The sequence below is a fragment of the Parafrankia sp. EUN1f genome (assembly GCF_000177675.1).
GTDB lineage: Bacteria > Actinomycetota > Actinomycetes > Frankiales > Frankiaceae > Parafrankia.
The window spans coordinates 1-16,849 of record NZ_ADGX01000057.1 but is presented as its reverse complement, the minus strand read 5'-3'; the positions used below and the strand labels follow the sequence as shown (position 1 = coordinate 16,849).

8 protein-coding genes and 1 pseudogene are annotated in these 16,849 nt (G+C 70.5%); 8 read left to right on the top strand and 1 reads right to left on the bottom strand.

What is annotated here, in order from left to right; genetic code table 11:
• Positions 1-3: 3 nt before the first annotated feature.
• On the bottom strand, positions 4-1,002 hold the full coding sequence (locus tag FREUN1FDRAFT_RS18300) for a LacI family DNA-binding transcriptional regulator (protein WP_006541611.1): 999 nt from the start codon (positions 1,000-1,002) through the stop codon (positions 4-6).
• A gap of 232 nt (positions 1,003-1,234) precedes the next feature.
• Between FREUN1FDRAFT_RS18300 and FREUN1FDRAFT_RS18295 the strand changes: the two genes are divergently transcribed.
• The 8 genes and pseudogenes from FREUN1FDRAFT_RS18295 to FREUN1FDRAFT_RS18260 all read left to right on the top strand — a co-directional run.
• On the top strand, positions 1,235-3,826 hold the full coding sequence (locus FREUN1FDRAFT_RS18295; RefSeq protein ID WP_006541610.1) for a glycoside hydrolase family 2 TIM barrel-domain containing protein: 2,592 nt from the start codon (positions 1,235-1,237) through the stop codon (positions 3,824-3,826).
• Positions 3,817-6,132: pseudogene (locus FREUN1FDRAFT_RS18290) on the top strand (glycoside hydrolase family 3 N-terminal domain-containing protein); the annotation flags it as partial. The gene FREUN1FDRAFT_RS18295 and the pseudogene FREUN1FDRAFT_RS18290, both read left to right, overlap by 10 nt.
• 318 nt (positions 6,133-6,450) lie before the next feature.
• Positions 6,451-8,658, top strand: a complete 2,208-nt coding sequence (locus tag FREUN1FDRAFT_RS18285; protein ID WP_035952190.1) for an ATP-binding protein — start codon at positions 6,451-6,453, stop codon at positions 8,656-8,658.
• 5 nt (positions 8,659-8,663) lie between these two features.
• Positions 8,664-11,531 (top strand): branched-chain amino acid ABC transporter permease/ATP-binding protein, encoded by a 2,868-nt coding sequence (locus tag FREUN1FDRAFT_RS18280; protein ID WP_006541608.1) that lies wholly within the window; start codon positions 8,664-8,666, stop codon positions 11,529-11,531.
• Positions 11,532-11,601: 70 nt separating this feature from the next.
• On the top strand, positions 11,602-12,921 hold the full coding sequence (locus FREUN1FDRAFT_RS18275; RefSeq protein ID WP_006541607.1) for an ABC transporter substrate-binding protein: 1,320 nt from the start codon (positions 11,602-11,604) through the stop codon (positions 12,919-12,921).
• Between the two features lie 189 nt (positions 12,922-13,110).
• Complete coding sequence (locus FREUN1FDRAFT_RS18270) at positions 13,111-15,618, top strand: glycoside hydrolase family 3 N-terminal domain-containing protein (RefSeq protein ID WP_006541606.1); 2,508 nt, start codon at positions 13,111-13,113, stop codon at positions 15,616-15,618.
• Entirely contained in the window at positions 15,615-16,592 is a 978-nt protein-coding gene (locus FREUN1FDRAFT_RS18265; RefSeq protein ID WP_006541605.1) for an alpha/beta hydrolase, read from the top strand. The genes FREUN1FDRAFT_RS18270 and FREUN1FDRAFT_RS18265 overlap by 4 nt, the downstream gene beginning before the upstream one ends.
• Positions 16,589-16,849, top strand: a 261-nt coding sequence (locus tag FREUN1FDRAFT_RS18260; RefSeq protein ID WP_006541604.1) for a family 43 glycosylhydrolase, incomplete at its 3' end; no start/stop codon positions are given. The genes FREUN1FDRAFT_RS18265 and FREUN1FDRAFT_RS18260, both read left to right, overlap by 4 nt.

The window sequence follows — 16,849 nt, the reverse complement described above, 5'->3', positions numbered from 1 at the left end:
AGTTCAGGTGGATTCGCGTTGGACGAGAACAGGCCCTGGCACGGTGTGCGAGACGGGTGCAGGTCGCTGTTCGACCTTGTGGAGGACGAAGTCGGCGAACCTGCGCCCGAGGGCGACCGTGTCGATCCGAATGGTGGACAGCCCGGGTACGAACATCGTCGCGATCGGAGCATCATCGTGACCGATCACCGCGAGATCAGCGGGCATCCGCAGGCCCGTGCGAACCGCCGCGCTGGCCACCGCGGCGGCGACGTCGTCATTGAAGGCGACAACGCCGGTGATGCCGGCGTCGAGCCATCGGCGGACCACTTCGCTGGAGCCGTCACGGTAGTCGATCCATTCCAGGCCGGGTTCCGCCATGCCGAGGGTACGAGCCCTGTCGACCGCGGCCTGGTATCGGGCGGTGATCATCGAGGATTTGTGTGCCTGCGCGAAGGCGGCATAGACCAGGTTTCGGTGGCCGCGTTCATGGAGGTGGTCGACCTGTTGCTCCGGCCCCGCGCTGATCGCCAGGGACGCGTCGACGGGCTCCGCCCGATCGGGACGCGGATAGATCCTCCGGACACCGCAGGCGACCATGGACGCGACGTCGGAGGGGCTGAACGGGGCGGCACCGACCACCAGGTCGGGGCTGAGTGCCTCCCACAGCGGCCGGGCCGTCTGGTCGGAGTGGCGGGTGTACGTCACCAGTGAGTACCCGGCCTTGTCGAGCGCGTCGGAGGCTTCGTCCAGGTAGTTGCGCAGCCGGAACTCCATCGGCCAGTCCGGCAGCACGAGCAGGATGATGCGGCTGCGGCCGCTGGCGAGCGTGCGTGCGGCGCTGTTGGGCCGGTAGCCGAGGCGTTCCGCCGCTCCCAGTACCCGTTCGCGGGTGCTCTTGGGGATGGTCTGGCCCGGGGTGTTGTTCAGGACGAATCCAACGGTCGCCCGGGACACTCCCGCTTCGCGGGCGACATCCAGGGCGGTCACCCGCCGGCTGGCGGTCGGCTCCGACACGGCCACCGTCTCGCCCTCTCCCTCTCAGCCCGAGGCAGATCGGACTTGTGCGCGCTAGTTGCTGATGCTAGCTTACGTCGCACGCCACTAGCCCCCGCTAGTGGCGTCGGCCACGGAAGAGGTCGCGCCGCCGAGCCCACCCCCGGTTCCAGGCGCGCGGGCCTGCCGCGGGGTCCGTCCTGCCGTCGGCTGCCGTCGCTGGCGACGGCCTGCTTGGTACCTGACCAGGAGAGCTGGATTGATCCGTACATCGTTCAACGACGGCTGGTCGTACCGCCGGAAACCCGACGCCTTCCAGGCCCTGCTCGGCAGGGCGAACGAGGGTTGGGAACCGGTGCGGTTGCCGCACGACGCGATGATCCGCCGCAAGCGGAGTGGCACCGATCCGGAAGCAGGTCACCGGGGCTACTTCCCGGCGGACGGCTATGAGTACAAGAAGGCCTTCTTCGTTCCGGAGGAGTACCGGGAGCGCCGGGTCACCTTCGAGTTCGAAGGCGTCTACCGCCATGGCCGTGTCTATATAAACGGCGATCTGGCCGGGCAGTGCGCCAGCGGCTACTCGACATTCTGGATTCGCGCCGACCACCTGCTGCGCTACGGCACGGACAACGAGGTTCGGGTGGAGGCCCAAAGCCAGGACGACAGCCGGTGGTACACCGGCGGCGGTATCTACCGCGGTACAAGCATCATCGTTTCCGGGCTGGTTCACCTGACACTGGACGGTGTACGGATCACGACCCCCGTCATCGAGAGCGATCAGGCGGTCGTCGCCGTGGCGACCGAGATCCAGAACGAGTCGCCGGTGACACGGACCGTTGAGGTCTCCAACGAGATCGTGGACGCCGGCGGCGCGATCGTCGCCAGGGACGTCACACCGGTCACCGTGTTCCCCGGTGACGCAGCCGTCCTGCGTCAGCGACTGCTCGTCGCCGAGCCCCGCCTGTGGGGTGTCGAGCACCCCGACCTCTACACCTGCCGGACCTCCGTCACCGCCGACGGCGAGCGGCTCGACGGTCGGACGACGCGCTTCGGCATCCGTTCGCTGACCGTCGACCCGCGGCGCGGCCTCCGGATCAACGGTGAGACCGTGGAGCTGCGCGGCGCCTGTGTGCACCACGACAGCGGGGTGCTCGGGGCGGCCACCATCGACCGGGCCGAGTGGCGCCGGGTGGAAATCCTCAGACAGGCCGGGTTCAACGCGATCCGCAGCGCGCACAACCCGATCAGCAGGGCGCTGCTCGAGGCCTGCGACGAACTCGGCATGCTCGTGATGGACGAGCTGAGTGATGTCTGGACCCGTTCGAAGTCCGCTCAGGACTATGCCGGTGATTTCGCCGGCTCGTGGGAGTCGGACCTGCGTTCGATGGTCATCAAGGATCGCAACCATCCCAGCGTGGTCCTCTACTCCATAGGAAACGAGATTCCGGAGGTGGGCACCGCCGCCGGGGCGGTGCTCGGCCGCCGGCTCGCCGAGAAGGTTCGTGAACTCGACGGCACCCGGCTTGTCACGAACGCCGTGAACGGCCTGCTCGCCGCGGGACCGGAGCTTTTCTCGGCCATGGCCGCAGGGAGGACCGAATCCGCCGAGGGCGGCACGAAAGACGCCGGCTCGGCCAGCACCCCGGACGGCGGCGGGTCGGGCGACGTCAACGACCTCATGACCCGCTTTCGCGAGTTCATGCCGACGTTGATGACCTCGGAGCTCGTGACGAACCGGACCGCGGAGTCCATGGCCTACCTGGATGTCGCCGGCTACAACTACCTCGAATCCCGGTACGAGCTCGACCGGACGCTGTTCCCCAACCGGGTGATCGTCGGGACCGAGACGTACCCCTCGGACATCGACCGCAACTGGCGGATGGTGCGGGACAACAGCCACGTCATCGGGGACTTCACCTGGACCGGCTGGGACTATCTGGGCGAGCCCGGGATCGGCAGGGTCGAGTACCAGAGCGATCCCACGCCGCCGGCCGGTGGCGCACCGGGTCACCAGGGTCCTTTTCCGTGGCTCACGGCCTGGTGCGGTGACATCGACATCACCGGCCATCGACGCCCGGCCTCGTACTATCGGGAGATCGTCTTCGGGCTGCGAACCGAGCCCTACATCGCCGTCCATCGCCCCGAGCGGCACGGCGAGCCGGTCCGGCTGGCGACCTGGTGGTCGTGGAGCGACTCGGTCTCCAGCTGGAGCTGGAACGGTCACGAACAAAAGCCGGTCCGTATCGACGTCTATTCCGCCGCGGATGAGATCGAGCTTCTCGTCAACGGGCGTTCGGTCGGCAGGGCTCCGGCCGGGGAGAAGAACCGGTTCACCGCCTCCTTCGACACCGTCTACAAGCCTGGCGAGCTCACCGCCGTCGCCTACACCGACGGCATCGAGACCGGCCGAACCTGCCTGCGCTCCGCCGCCGGCGACGTCCGGCTCGACGTCAAGGCCGACCGGAGCCGGATCACGGCCGACGACCGTGATCTGGCCTTCGTGTCCGTCACGCTGGTCGACGCCGACGGCAATCTGTACAACACCGCCGATCGTCAGGTCGCCATCGAGCTGGCCGGGCCGGGAATGCTGCAGGGATTCGGCAGCGCGGACCCGCGGTCGGAGGAGAACTTCTTCGACACAGTGCGGACGACTTTCGACGGGCGGGTGCTCGCCGTCATTCGTCCCAGCGCAGCGGGCGTGATCACAGTGACCGTCACCGCCGACGGCTGCCCACCCGTGGACGTCCACGTTGAGGCGGCACCGGCGGGCCAGAGCGAGGAACTCCCGATGACCGGCACACCCTCGGGTCGCCCCGATCACAGCGCGGCAGGGAGCCATCCATGCCGCTGAACACCACCTCGAGTCCGGAGACGCGCGCGACCGAACTCCTGCGGAAGCTGACCGTCGAGGAGAAGGCACAGCAGGTCACCGGGATCATGCCCGTCGGTCTGCTCGGTGTCGGCGGTCTGCTGCCTGACGAGGCGGATCGTCAGCTCGGGCTGGGAATCGGGCACGTCGCCGCGCTGGGCATGCTGGGTCACAAGACGCCCGACCAGGTGGCGAGGGCGGTCAACGAGATCCAGCGGTTCCTGGTCACCCGCACCCGGCTCGGCATTCCCGCGATCTTCCACGTCGAGGCGTTGAACGGGGTGGTGTCGCCCGGCTTCTCCACGTTCCCGACCGCGATCGGGCTGGCCGCGACCTGGAACCCGGACGGGGTCGAGGAGATGGCCGACGTCCTGCGCCGGCAGGTCCGGGCGATCGGCCACCCGTTCGTGCTCTCCCCGGTGATGGACGTGGCACGGGACGCGCGCTGGGGGCGGGTGCACGAGACCTACGGCGAGGACCCGTATCTGGTCTCGGCGATGAGTGTCGCGTTCACCCGCGGCCTGCAGGGCGGCGACCTGCGCGAGGGCGCCATCGCGACCGGCAAGCACTTCCTCGGCTACGGCGCCACCGAGGCCGGCCAGAACATGGCCGCGACCACCGTCGGGGCGCGCGAGCTCTACGAGGTGTACGCCCGCCCGTTCGAGGCCGCCATCAAGCTCGCCGGGCTCGCGGCGGTGATGAACTCCTACAGCACCGTCGACGGCGTCCCGGCCGGTGCGAGCCACGAGGTCCTCACCAGGCTGCTGCGCGGCCGTCTCGGCTTCGCCGGCACCGTCGTCTCCGACTACGACACCATCGGCCACCTGCACCGGCGGCTCCGTGTCGCCCGCGACGCCGCGGAGGCCGGCACGCTGGCACTGGCGGCCGGCATCGACGTCGAGCTGCCGATCGCCGAAGGCTACGGCCCCGTGCTCGCCCGGGCGGTCCGCGACGGCGACGTTCCCATCGGGCAGCTGGATCAGGCCTGCTGGCGGGTACTGCGGGACAAGTTCGCCCTGGGCCTGTTCGACCAGCCCTACGTCCCCGAGGACCCGGTGGTCATCAACGCGACGGCCCGGGACGGCGTCGAGCTCTCGCGTCGTCTCGCCGAGCAGTCCGTCACTCTGCTCAAGAACGACGGGCTGCTGCCGCTGTCCCGCGGCCTGCGGCGCATCGCGGTCATCGGCCCGCACGCCGACAGCGTCGCGGTCGCCTTCCCCGCCTACACCTACCCGGGCGCGTTGCAGATGTTCGCCGCCCGGTTCCGGGGAGAACGGGCCACCATTCCCGGAACCGAGCAGATGGCCGGAGCGGTCTCGGAGGATGCCGTCCGGCTGATGATCGAGGAACTTTCCGGCCCGCTGGGAAAGACGATCGACGACTACCTGCGCGAGATGTACGGCGCGCAGTCCATCGCCGAAGCGGTCCGCGCGGCCGTCCCCGACGCCCAGGTGGCGGTGGCCGCCGGGTGCGGTGTGCTCGACGGGGAACCCGCCGACATCCCCGCGGCGGTGGCGGCGGCGCAGGACGCCGACGTGGTGATCCTCGCCCTGGGCGGCCGGGGCGGCTGGTTCACAGCCAACATCACCGAAGGCGAGGGCAGCGACACCGCCAACATCGATCTTCCGGCGAACCAGGTCGCGCTCGTCCAGGCGGTGGCGGCAACCGGCACCCCGTGCGTGGGCGTCGTCCAGACGGGCCGGCCGCTGGCACTGAACGCGATCGCCGATGCCCTGCCGGCGCTGCTGTACGGCTACTACGGCGGGCAGCATGCGGCCGCGGCCATCGCCGAGGTTCTCTTCGGTACCGCGAACCCCGGCGGCAGGCTCCCGATCTCGCTTCCCCGCCACTCCGGGCAGGTTCCGATCCACGTCGGCCAGCCCACCGGCTCCGGCTTCCGGCGGACCGGACACGACATGCATCAGGGCTACCTGGACATGCCGTCGACCCCGCTGTTCCCGTTCGGTCACGGTCTGAGCTACACCACGTTCGACTACACCGATCTCGCGATCAGCCCGTCCCAGGTCGACGTCGACGCGGCGGTGTCCGTCCGGCTGACGGTGCGGAACTCCGGCGAACGCGCCGGCGACGAAGTCGTCCAGCTTTACCTGGCCGACCAGGCCACCGGTGTCACCCGGCCCGCCCAGGAGCTGGTCGGGTTCACCCGGATCGGCCTCGCACCCGGGGCGTCGTCGACTGTCGAGTTCACCGTGGCCATGAGCCAGCTCGGCTACGTCGGCCTCGACGGGCGCTTCCTCCTGGAGCCCGGGCACATCCAGGTTCTCGTGGGTGGCTCATCCGACGACATCCGCCTGCGGGGGGTCTTCGAGGTCGTCGGCGAACCGGTGGTTCTCGAGGGCCGCCGCACCTACCTGTCCGCTGTCACCATCGGCGACGCCTCGCCGGCGTCGCGGACAACCCTCCGAAAGCAGGCCAACGGTGTCCGACATGTTCGGGTTCCGGGTAGGACCCGCAGACCTGGCACGCCCATGAGCACCCCTGACGTCTCCACTACTCCGGACACTCCGGAGGTCGCTAATCCGGATACTCCGGAGGTCGCTAATCCGGACACTCCGGAGGTCGCTAATCCGGATACTCCGGAGGTCGTGGCCTCCGCTCCGGAGACCACGACCTCGGTAGCCGGGTTAGCCGCCGGGCTCATCGACGCGGAGGCGGATCGGCGGGCACGGCAGGCCCAGGACAGCCGGGACGTTCTGTTCGCGGACGAACTCCTGCCAGGTGTCGGTGGCGAGGCGCTGTCACTGCGCGAGGGGCTGGCCGCGGGCGGGTCGCTGACGTTCCTGATCCTGGTACTGCTGAACGCGCTGGACGAACTGGAGTCGGCGGCGCTGTCGGTGCTGGCGCCGGACATCCGGGACTCCTTCGGGCTCTCCGACGGCGCGATCGTGTTCATCTCGGCGGCGGCCGGCGCCTTCCTGGTGCTGGGCGCTCTGCCGATGGGCTATCTGGCGGACCACCTGCGGCGCAGCCGCGTGATCGGCTGGGCGGGTGTCGCCTTCTCGGCGATGGTGCTCGCCTCCGGCCTGGCGGCAAACGCGTTCCTGTTCTTCCTGGCCCGGTTCGGCGTCGGCATCGCGAAGTCGAGCAACAACACGGTGCACGGCTCGCTGATCGCCGACGCCTACCCGATCGGGGTACGGGGCCGGCTCTCCGCCTCCGTCTACGGCGCGGCGCGCGTCGCCGGCGCGCTGAGCCCGCTGATCGTCGCCGGCATCGCCACCCTGGCCGGCGGGGACGAGGGCTGGCGCTGGCCGTTCCTGATCCTCGGGCTGCCGGCCCTGGTCGTCGCGATCATCGCGTTCCGGCTGCCGGAGCCGGCACGGGGCCAGCAGGAGATGAAGTCGGTCCTCGGCGAGGTGGTGGAGGACGCCGAGCCGATGCCGATCTCGATCGAGGCCGCGTTCGCCCGGCTGATGCGCATCCGCACGGTCAGGACGGCGGTCATCGCCTTCTCCGCGCTGGGGTTCAGCCTGTTCACCACGAGTGTCCTGGCGAACCTGCGGGCTGACGACCACTACGGCATGTCGACGTTCCAGCGCGGACTGATGGGCTCGCTCGGCGGTGCCGCGCTGGTCGTCGCGCTGCCGATCGTCGCGCCCCGCTACGACCGGCTCTACCACCGCGACCCGCAGCGCGCGGTGAAGCTGCTCGGCCTGTGCGTGCTGCCGGGCGCGGTGCTGCTGCCGATCCAGTGGCTCATGCCGAACTGGATCGCGTTCATGGTGCTCAGCATCCCCGGCGCGGTCTTCGCCTCGGTCGCGTTCGCGATGGTCGGCCCGGTGGTGCAGTCGGTGACGCCCTACCGGCTGCGCGGGCTCGGCATGGCGCTGGCAGCCGTCTACATGTTCTTCGTCGGCGCCACCGGTGGCGCGATCCTCTCCGGGCTGATCAGCAACGCCTACGACCCACGGGTCGCCGTCCTGGTGATCGGGATCCCGGCGACCCTCGTCGGCGGCCTGATGATGATCCGCGGCGCGTCGTTCGTGAAGAGCGACCTGTCGATGGTGGTCGCGGACCTGCGCGAGGAGCTCGCCGAGCGCGACCGGCAGAAGGCCGATCCCGAGAACATCCCGGTGCTGCATGTCAACAACATCGACTTCTCCTACGGCAACGTGCAGGTCCTGTTCGACGTCGCCTTCGAGGTCAGCCGCGGCGAGACGCTGGCGCTGCTCGGGACGAACGGCGCCGGCAAGTCGACGATCCTGAAGGTCGTCTGCGGGCTCGGCACCCCGTCACGCGGAGTCGTGCGTCTCGGCGGCCGGACGATCACCTACGTCTCGCCGGAGCAGCGCGGGAAGTACGGCGTGCACCTGCTGCCGGGCGGCAAGGGCGTGTTCGCCGACATGACCATCCGGGAGAACCTGGAGATGGCGGCGTTCCGGATGCGCCGCGACCGCGCCGGCCGCGACCGCCGGTTCGCCTACGTCCTCGAACTCTTCCCCGACCTCGCCGGCCGCCAGTCGCAGCTGGCGGGGTCGCTGTCCGGCGGCCAGCAGCAGATGCTGGCGCTGGCGATGGTCCTCCTGCACGACCCCGAGGTACTGCTGATCGACGAGCTCTCCCTCGGGCTCGCGCCGGCGGTGGTGCAGGACCTGCTCGCCATCCTCGAACGGCTCAAGGCCGACGGGCTGACGATCGTCGTCGTCGAGCAGTCGCTGAACATCGCCCTCGCCATCGCCGACCGGGCCGTGTTCCTGGAGAAGGGGCAGGTCCGCTTCACCGGCCCCACCCGCGAGCTCGCCGAACGCGACGACCTGGCCCGCGCCGTGTTCCTCGGCCGGGAAGGCGGCTGACCACCATGCAGATGCCCACCGCACAGCTTCTCTTCGACGGCGCCGTCAGCGGGCTGGTCATCGGCCTGCTCGCGATCAGCATCGTCCTCGTCCACCGCTCCACCCGGGTCATCAACTTCGCTGTCGCGAACATGGGCCTCATCGGTTCGGCGTTGTTCGCGCTGTTCGTCGTCCGGTGGAACGTCCCCTACTGGGTGGCGCTGCCGCTGTCGCTGCTCATCGGCGCGGCCTTCGGCGCGCTCGTCGACCTCACGGTGATCCGGCGGCTGTTCCGGGCGCCGCGGGTCATCCTGCTGGTCGCCACCATCGGGGTCGCCCAGCTCGCGCTCACCGTCGTCACCGGGCTGCCCGACCTCGACGACTACCCGTCGGAGTACTACCCGGTGCCCTGGGGCGGCGCCTGGTCGCCGACGAGTGACCTGCGGATCACCGGGGCGCAGCTGAGCGTCCTGGTCACGGTGCCTGTCGTCGCCCTCCTGCTCGGTCTCTTCCTCAGCCGTACCGTGCTCGGCCGCACCGTCCGGGCCTCGGCCAGCAACCCCGAGCTCGCCCGGCTGCAGGGCATCAGCCCGAAGGCCGTCTCCACCGCCATGTGGGCCCTCGCGGGGCTGATCGGCACGCTCAGCCTCATCCTGATCTCGGCGCAGAACAAGTCGCTGGACCAGATCGCGACGCTCGGCCCCACCACCCTGGTCCGGGCGCTGGCCGCGGCGGTGATCGCCCGGATGGTGTCGCTGTGGGTCGCGATGCTCGCCGGTGTGGCGCTCGGGCTGCTGCAGTCGTTCGTCCAGTTCAACTGGCTCGACCAGCCGGGTCTGACCGACCTGGTCATCCTCCTGCTGGTCCTGGCCGCGGTCCTCGTCGTCAGCCGCGTCCGGGATACCGGGACCTCGGCGTTCTCGTTCGCACCCAGGACCGCGCCGGTCCCTGAACGGTTGCGTGACGTCTGGTGGGTGCGCCACCTGGAGCGCGCCCCGCTCCTGCTGCTCGGAGTACTCGCCATCGTCCTGCCGCTGCTGGTCCACCAGTCATCCCGGCAGCTGCTCTACACGGTCATTCTCTGCTACGCGATCTGCGCCGCCTCGGTCACCATCCTCACCGGCTGGGCCGGGCAGCTCTCCCTCGGGCAGATGGCCTTCGCGGGCCTCGGGGCCCTCACCGCCGCTGCGCTGAACCGCGGCCTGCGGATCTCGCTCGGGGGCAGCACCATCAGCCTGAACGCGCTGCCGTTCCCGCTGGCCGTTCTGATCGCGAGCCTCGTCACGGCCGCCATCGCCGCGCTGGTCGGCACCGGGGCGCTACGCGTGCGCGGGCTGCTGCTGGCGGTCAGCACCTTCGCCTTCGGCATCGCCGCCGAGCAGTACCTCTACCGCCGCGAGCTGTTCCAGGACGAAGGGGCCCACAGCGCCTCGTTCCCCCGCACCACCGCCTTCGGCATCGACATCACCAGCCAGCGCAGCTACTACTACCTCGTTCTGGTGGTCCTCGCCGTCGTGCTGGCCGTCGTCGCCCGGCTGCGCCGCTCCGGCATCGGCCGGACCACCATCGGGGTCCGGGACAACCCGGCGACCGCCGCCGCGTACACCGTCGGCACGACCCGGGTGAAGCTGCGCGCGTTCGCGCTCGCCGGCGGCATCGCCGGCCTCGGGGGCAGCCTGCTCGCCGGAGCCGTCCAGAACGTCCCCTACGCCGACCGGTACTTCCTGTCCGCCGACTCGCTCGCGCTCGTGTCGATCGTGGTCATCGGCGGCCTCGGCTCCGTCTACGGCCCCGTCCTCGGCGCGATGTGGGTCATCGGCCTGCCCGCGATCTTCCCCGACAACGATCTCGTCCCGCTGCTGACCTCCAGCCTCGGCCTGCTCATCCTCCTGCTCTACTTCCCCGGCGGCCTCGTCCAGCTCGGCTACAGCGCCCGTGACGCGCTCCTGCGCGCCGCCGAGCGGCGCCTGGGCCCCGCGCCCGCGAGCACGCCGCGGGTCGTCGCCGCAAAGGCGCTGAGCCGGACCATCACCCGAGAGCCGCTCCCCGCCGAGCAGGCTGTTCTCACCGCGACCGACCTGCGCGTCCGGTTCGGTGGTCTCACCGCCGTCGACGGGGTGTCCCTCCAGGTCCGACCAGGCGAGATCGTCGGGCTGATCGGCACCAACGGCGCCGGCAAGTCCACCCTGATGCACGCCCTCGGCGGCTTCGTCGCCGCCGACGGCACCGTCGAACTCGCCGGCCAGGACATCACCGGCGCCAGCCCGGCCGCCCGCGCCCGCGCCGGGCTCGGCCGCACCTTCCAGACCGCCACCCTGTTTCCCGAGCTCACCGTCCGCCAGACCGTCCAGATCGCCCTGGAGGCACGCGGTCACACAAGGCTGCTGAGCACCGCGCTGCACCTGCCCCACACCTTCCGCCGCGAACGCGCCCAACGTGCCGCGGCCGACGACCTGATCGGCTTCCTCGGCCTCGGCCGCTACGCCGACGCGTTCATCGCCGACCTGTCCACCGGCACCCGCCGCATCGTCGAGCTCGCCGGCCTGCTCGCCCTCGACGCCCGCCTGCTCTGCCTCGACGAGCCCACCGCGGGAGTCGCCCAGCGGGAGACGGAGGCGTTCGGGCCCCTCATCCAGGAGATCCGCCGCGAGCTGGACGCGGCCATGCTCGTCATCGAGCACGACATGCCACTGATCATGGGCATCAGCGACCGCGTCTACTGCCTCGAGACCGGACGGGTCATCGCCGAAGGCGCCCCCGACGTCGTCCGCAACGACCCCAGGGTCATCGCCAGCTATCTCGGCACCGACGAACGCGCCATCAGCCGAAGCGGCAGCGCGCCGAAACCGGCGGCGAACGACCACGAGGTCATCGGCATGACGACTTCCCCGTGAGCAGAACACCCGCGACATCCACCCAGATTTCTGCTTTCCACCGTCCATCACCTTCCTGGAGTTCTCTCAGATGAATTCGCGTCGCCATGCTCGCAGATTCGGGTCCTTATTCCTCGCGGCCACCGCCGCGCTGACGTTCGCCGCGTGCAGTGTCGAGTCGAAGGACGACGGCGACACTCCGCCCGCAGGCGGGGCCACCCCCGAGGCATATCCACCTCCGCCGGCATCGGCGACGGCACCCGGGGTCACCGCCGACAGCATAAAGATCGGCGTCGTCTATCCCGACCTGGAGAAGGTCAAGCAGTTTGTCGATGTCGACCACGGCGACTACAAGGCCGTCTTCCAGGCACTGATCGACAAGATCAACAAGGATGGCGGCGTCGCTGGCCGCAAGCTCGAGCCGGTGTACGGAGCGGTCGATGTGCTGTCGCCCGCCGGCGCCTCGGAGACCTGCGTCAAGCTGACCGAGGACGAGAAGGTCTTCGCCGTCATCGGCAGCCTCAACGCCGAAGACGTGAACTGCTACGCGCAGACCCACAAGACACTCGTCGTCGGCGGCGATCTCACCGCCGAGCGCTACGCCAAGGCCCAGGCACCGTGGGTCTCCGACCTCCGCGGCGGCGACGAGCTCGCCGAGGGCCTCCAGTTGTACATCGACAAGGGCGTACTGAAGGGCAAGAAGCTCGCGGTCGTCGCCTACCGTGACGATCAGGCCGTCCTGGACAAGGTCGTCCTGTCCACCCTGCGCGCCAAGAACATCCCGGTCGCCGAGACCGGTGTGCTCGACGCCGACACCACGGACCCGGCCGCCGTCTCGTCGCAGTTCAACGTCTTCATCCAGAAGTTCCAGTCCGCGGGCGTGGACACCGTTCTTCTCGTCGGCGGCTCCCAGGCCGCCTTCCCCGCCGAGCTCCAGAAGACCGACTACCGTCCCCGCCTGTTGTTCGCGAACTCCTCCACCGCGAGCTCCTACGTGGTGACCGCCGGAGACAACAATCTCGGCGTGCTCGACAACTCGCTCGCCCTGGGGCAGGCGGCGAACTACACAGACCCGAAGATCAACACGTGCATTCCCACGGTCGAGGCCGCTCTTCCCCAGACCAGAGGAAAGATCATCGAGCCGGCTGACACGCCTTCCGGGCAGCCGTCATGGGGCACCTCCGAATCGGTCGCCTGCCGCTACCTGACCCTTTTCCAGGCCATCGCCGAGAAGGCGGGCAAGGACCTGACATACAAGTCCTTCCAGGATGCCGAGTTCTCCCTGGGCACCTTCCGCATACCGGTCCTCGTCGACGCCGCGACATACAGCCGCCAGTCGCCGGCCGGCAATGTCCCGCCGCGGATCCTGCCGTGGGATCCGGCGAGGAAGGGATTCCTCACCGCTGGCTGATCAGCCTCCGTGCGCATGCCGCCCGGCCGGCGACAACGGCCGGGCGGCGTTCGGAACCACCAGTGAGCCTTTTCCACCTCACGGCTGTCCGAGAAGGTTTCCGCAGGTCCGAGCCGACGACGTAAAAGACTCAGTGCACGCCGGCGCCCCGCGCCTGCCGGGCGGGCCGCGACACGAAGAGGAAAAGTCTTGACCGCCACCACATTGACCCCCGGCAAGGTCCCGGACCTGGTCTCCCAGCTCACGCTGGAGCAGAAGGTCGCGCAGCTCACCGGATTCGCCGTCACCGACCTCGTCGTGCGTCCAACCAGCCCCGGCCCCGGTGCCGGCGGCGGCGCGGGCGGCGGCGCGGGCGCGGAGAACGCCGGCCCCGCCATCGACGTCGACCGGCTGCCGGCGCTGCGGCCCCACGGTGTGGGGCACCTGTCGCTGGCGTGGTTCCTCGGCCACGACGCCGAGAGCCTGCGCTCCGACCTCGCGCGGGTCCAGGCGGCGGTGCGCGAGGTGACGCCGTTCGGGATCGGGGCGCTCATCCACTTCGAGGCGATCAGCGGCCTGCTGCACAGCTCAGGCCCGCAGTTCCCGACCTCCTGGGCGCAGGCCGCCACCTGGAATCCCGGGCTCGTGACGCGGGCGGCGGCCGTGACCTCCGCCCGGATGCGCGCCGCCGGGATCCAGCACGCGCTGTCCCCGGTCATGGACCTCGCCCGCGACCCGCGGTGGGGCCGGGTGCACGAGACCTACGGGGAGGACCCCGAGCTCGCCGCGCAGTTCTCCGTCGCCTTCGTGCGCGGCATCCAGGGCGCCGAGGGCGAGTCGGGAGTACTCGCCTGCGCCAAGCACTTCGTCGGGTACGGCGCCTCCGAGGGAGGCCTCAACCAGGCCGTCACCCAGCTCGGGCGGCGGGCCCTCGTCGACGAGTACGCCGAGCCGTTCCGCCGCGCCATCGCCGAGGCGGGCCTCGCGACCGTCATGAACTCCTACAACGAGATCGACGGCGTCCCGTGCGCCGCGGACCGCTGGCTGCTCACCGAGCTGCTGCGTGACCAGCTCGGCTTCACCGGCCTGGTCGTCAGCGACTACGACTCCGTGACGCTGCAGACCCGCTTCTTCCACACCGCGGTCACGCCGGGGCACGCCGCCGTGCAGTCGGTGACCGCCGGTCTCGACGTCGAGCTCCCCGGCGACACGAACTACTCCTTCCTGGTCGAGGAGGTCCGCGGCGGCCGGCTCGACGAGAAGATCATCGACATCGCGACCACCCGCGTCCTCGCCGCCAAGGCCAGCGCCGGTCTCGTCCCCGGCCTGTCGGCACGCCGGTCCGCTCCCGCTCCTGCCGCCGGGACGCCGGACCCGGCCGACCCGGCCGACCCCGCCGGGTCGGGCGAGCCGGGCGAGCCGGGCGAGCCGGGCAGGGTGCGCCGCGCCATCGCCGAGCAGGGCATCGTCCTGCTCGGCAACGACGGCACCCTCCCGCTCACACCCCGGGCCGGCCGCGTCGTCGTGGTCGGCCCCGCGGCCGACGAGCTGCGCATCCACTTCGGCGCCTACACCTCGGCCTCGAACGCCGAGGTGCCGCTGGGCATGGTCGCGGTGATGACCGGGCAGGTCCCCGGCGTCGACCCGGCGACCTTCGTCTTCACCGACATCTTCCAGCCCCGGATGCCGGGGATGGACGGGAGGTTCGAGGCCGAGGCCCGCAGGTTGCACCCCGACGCGCCCACCGTGCTCGACGCGCTGCGGCAGGCCGACCCGTCCGTCACGTACGTCCCACTCGGGCGGTTCGAGGCCGACGCTGGACACCCGCTGGACAGCGCCGCCGTCGAGCAGGCGGTGGCCGACGCTGACATCGTCATCGCCGTGGTCGGCGAGCGGACAGGCTGGGTCGGCAACAACACCGCCGGCGAGGGCCAGTCGACCGCCTCCCCCACCCTGCCGGGTGACCAGGAGGCGCTCGTCGCGCTGCTCGCCGCCACGGGGAAGCCGCTGGTGACCGTGGTGGTCTCCGGGCGGCCGCTGCTGCTCGGCCCGGTCGCCGAGGCGTCGAACGCGGTCCTGCTCGCGCCGCTGCTCGGCGAGGAGGCGGGCCCCGCGATCGCCGACACGCTCTTCGGCACGGTCAACCCCAGCGGCAAGCTGCCCAGCACCTTCCCCCGCCACCTCGGCCAGGTGCCCATCTACCACGGGCACCACTACGGCAGTGGCTACGACCACCCGACGGGCTCCCGGCACGGCTACAACGACCTGGCCGACAACAGCCCGCTCTACCCCTTCGGCCACGGCCTGTCCTACAGCACCTTCGACGTCGCCCTCGACGACTCCGCCGGGCCGGCCGTCGAGGAGGTCGACGGGCTCCTGCGGACCCGGCTCGTCGTGACCAACACCAGCGACGTCGACGGCACGACCGTCATCCAGCTCTACGCCCGCGACGAGGCCGCGACCGTGGTCCGCCCCGTCCGGCGGCTGATCGGTTTCACCCGGCTGACGCTGGCGGCGGGGCAGCGCACGACCGTCTCGCTCGAAGCTCCCGTGGAGCGGCTCTTCTACACACAGGTCGACGGCACGCGGGGTGTCGAGGCCGGCGAGGTGACTCTGCTCGCCGGCCTCAGCAGCGACGACATCCGGGCCGGCGCCACGATCACCATTCCCGCGCGCACCGCAACGCCGGAGGCGCCACAGCTCCTGGAGGCATCATGACCACCGAGGCCGCCGGCGAGGGAGGCCTCACGCCCTTCGCCGGCTGGGTCCGGTTCCTGGAGACCACAAGTCCGGAGTTGGTCGCCGAGCGGATGCCGGCCGGCCCGGACACCGCGGCCCTCACCGCCCACTACCCCGAGCTGGCCCGGGTCGAGGTACAGGACGTGACCATCGGCGGCGCCGGCGGGATGGCTGCCCGCCTCTACCGCGAGCCGGGCCACGCGACGGGCGCGGCGCTGGTCTGGGTGCATGGCGGCGCCTTCGTCGGTGGCGACCTCGACATGCCCGAGGCGAACTGGGTCGGCCTGACCCTGGCCTCGCGGGGTGTTCCGGTGCTGTCGGTCGAGTACCGCAAGTGCCTGCGGGGCACGCATTTCCCCGCACCGTCCGACGACGTCCTCGCCGCCTGGCAGTGGGCGGTCGAGCGCGCCGGGGAACTGCGGGTCGAACCGTCCGGGCTGCACCTCGGCGGGGCCAGCGCGGGCGGAAACCTGGCCGCCGGCGTGACCAAACGGCTGCGGGACGGCGCCGGACCGCTGCCCGCATCTCTGGTGATCGTGTACGGCGTCCTGCACGCGCAGCTGCCGCCCGCGAGCGCGGATCTTCGGGCCAGGACGGACTCGGCGACCGGACTTTTCCTCACCCCCGACATGGCCCCCGAGATCAACCGGAACTTCACCGGTGACGAGGCCGCGCTGGCCGACCCGTACGCGTTCCCCGCCAACGGCGACGTGGCGGGTCAGCCGCCGGTGTACGTGCTCAACTCCGACACGGACTTCCTGCGCGCCTCGGGAGAGGCCTATGCCGCGCAGCTCGCCACGGCCAGCGTCCCGGTCCGCGTCGAGTTCGAGCCGGGTTCCCTCCACGGGCATCTGAACGAGCCGTTCACAGCGGCCGCCGAACGCAGCCTGGACCGGATGACGGCCTGGCTGACCTCCGCACTGACCTCCGCGAAGGGAAGCTCAGCACCGTGAACGTGAATCCGATCCTGCCCGGATTCCACCCGGACCCGACGATCTGCCGGGTCGGCGACGACTACTACCTCGCCACGTCCAGCTTCGAGTACTTCCCGGGCGTGCCGATCTTCCACAGCACGAACCTGACCGACTGGGACCAGATCGGCAATGTGCTCACCCGCCGCACCCAGCTGAACGTGTCAGCCGGTCTGGCCGGCGCGAACGCGGGCATCTTCGCGCCGACACTGCGCCACCGTGACGGCCGGTTCTGGCTG

Coding starts and splice junctions, on each gene's coding strand:
- FREUN1FDRAFT_RS18280 (WP_006541608.1), top strand. CDS start 8,664: ATGCAGATGCCCACCGCACAGCTTCTCTTCGACGGCGCCGTCAGCGGG.
- FREUN1FDRAFT_RS18275 (WP_006541607.1), top strand. CDS start 11,602: ATGAATTCGCGTCGCCATGCTCGCAGATTCGGGTCCTTATTCCTCGCG.
- FREUN1FDRAFT_RS18265 (WP_006541605.1), top strand. CDS start 15,615: ATGACCACCGAGGCCGCCGGCGAGGGAGGCCTCACGCCCTTCGCCGGC.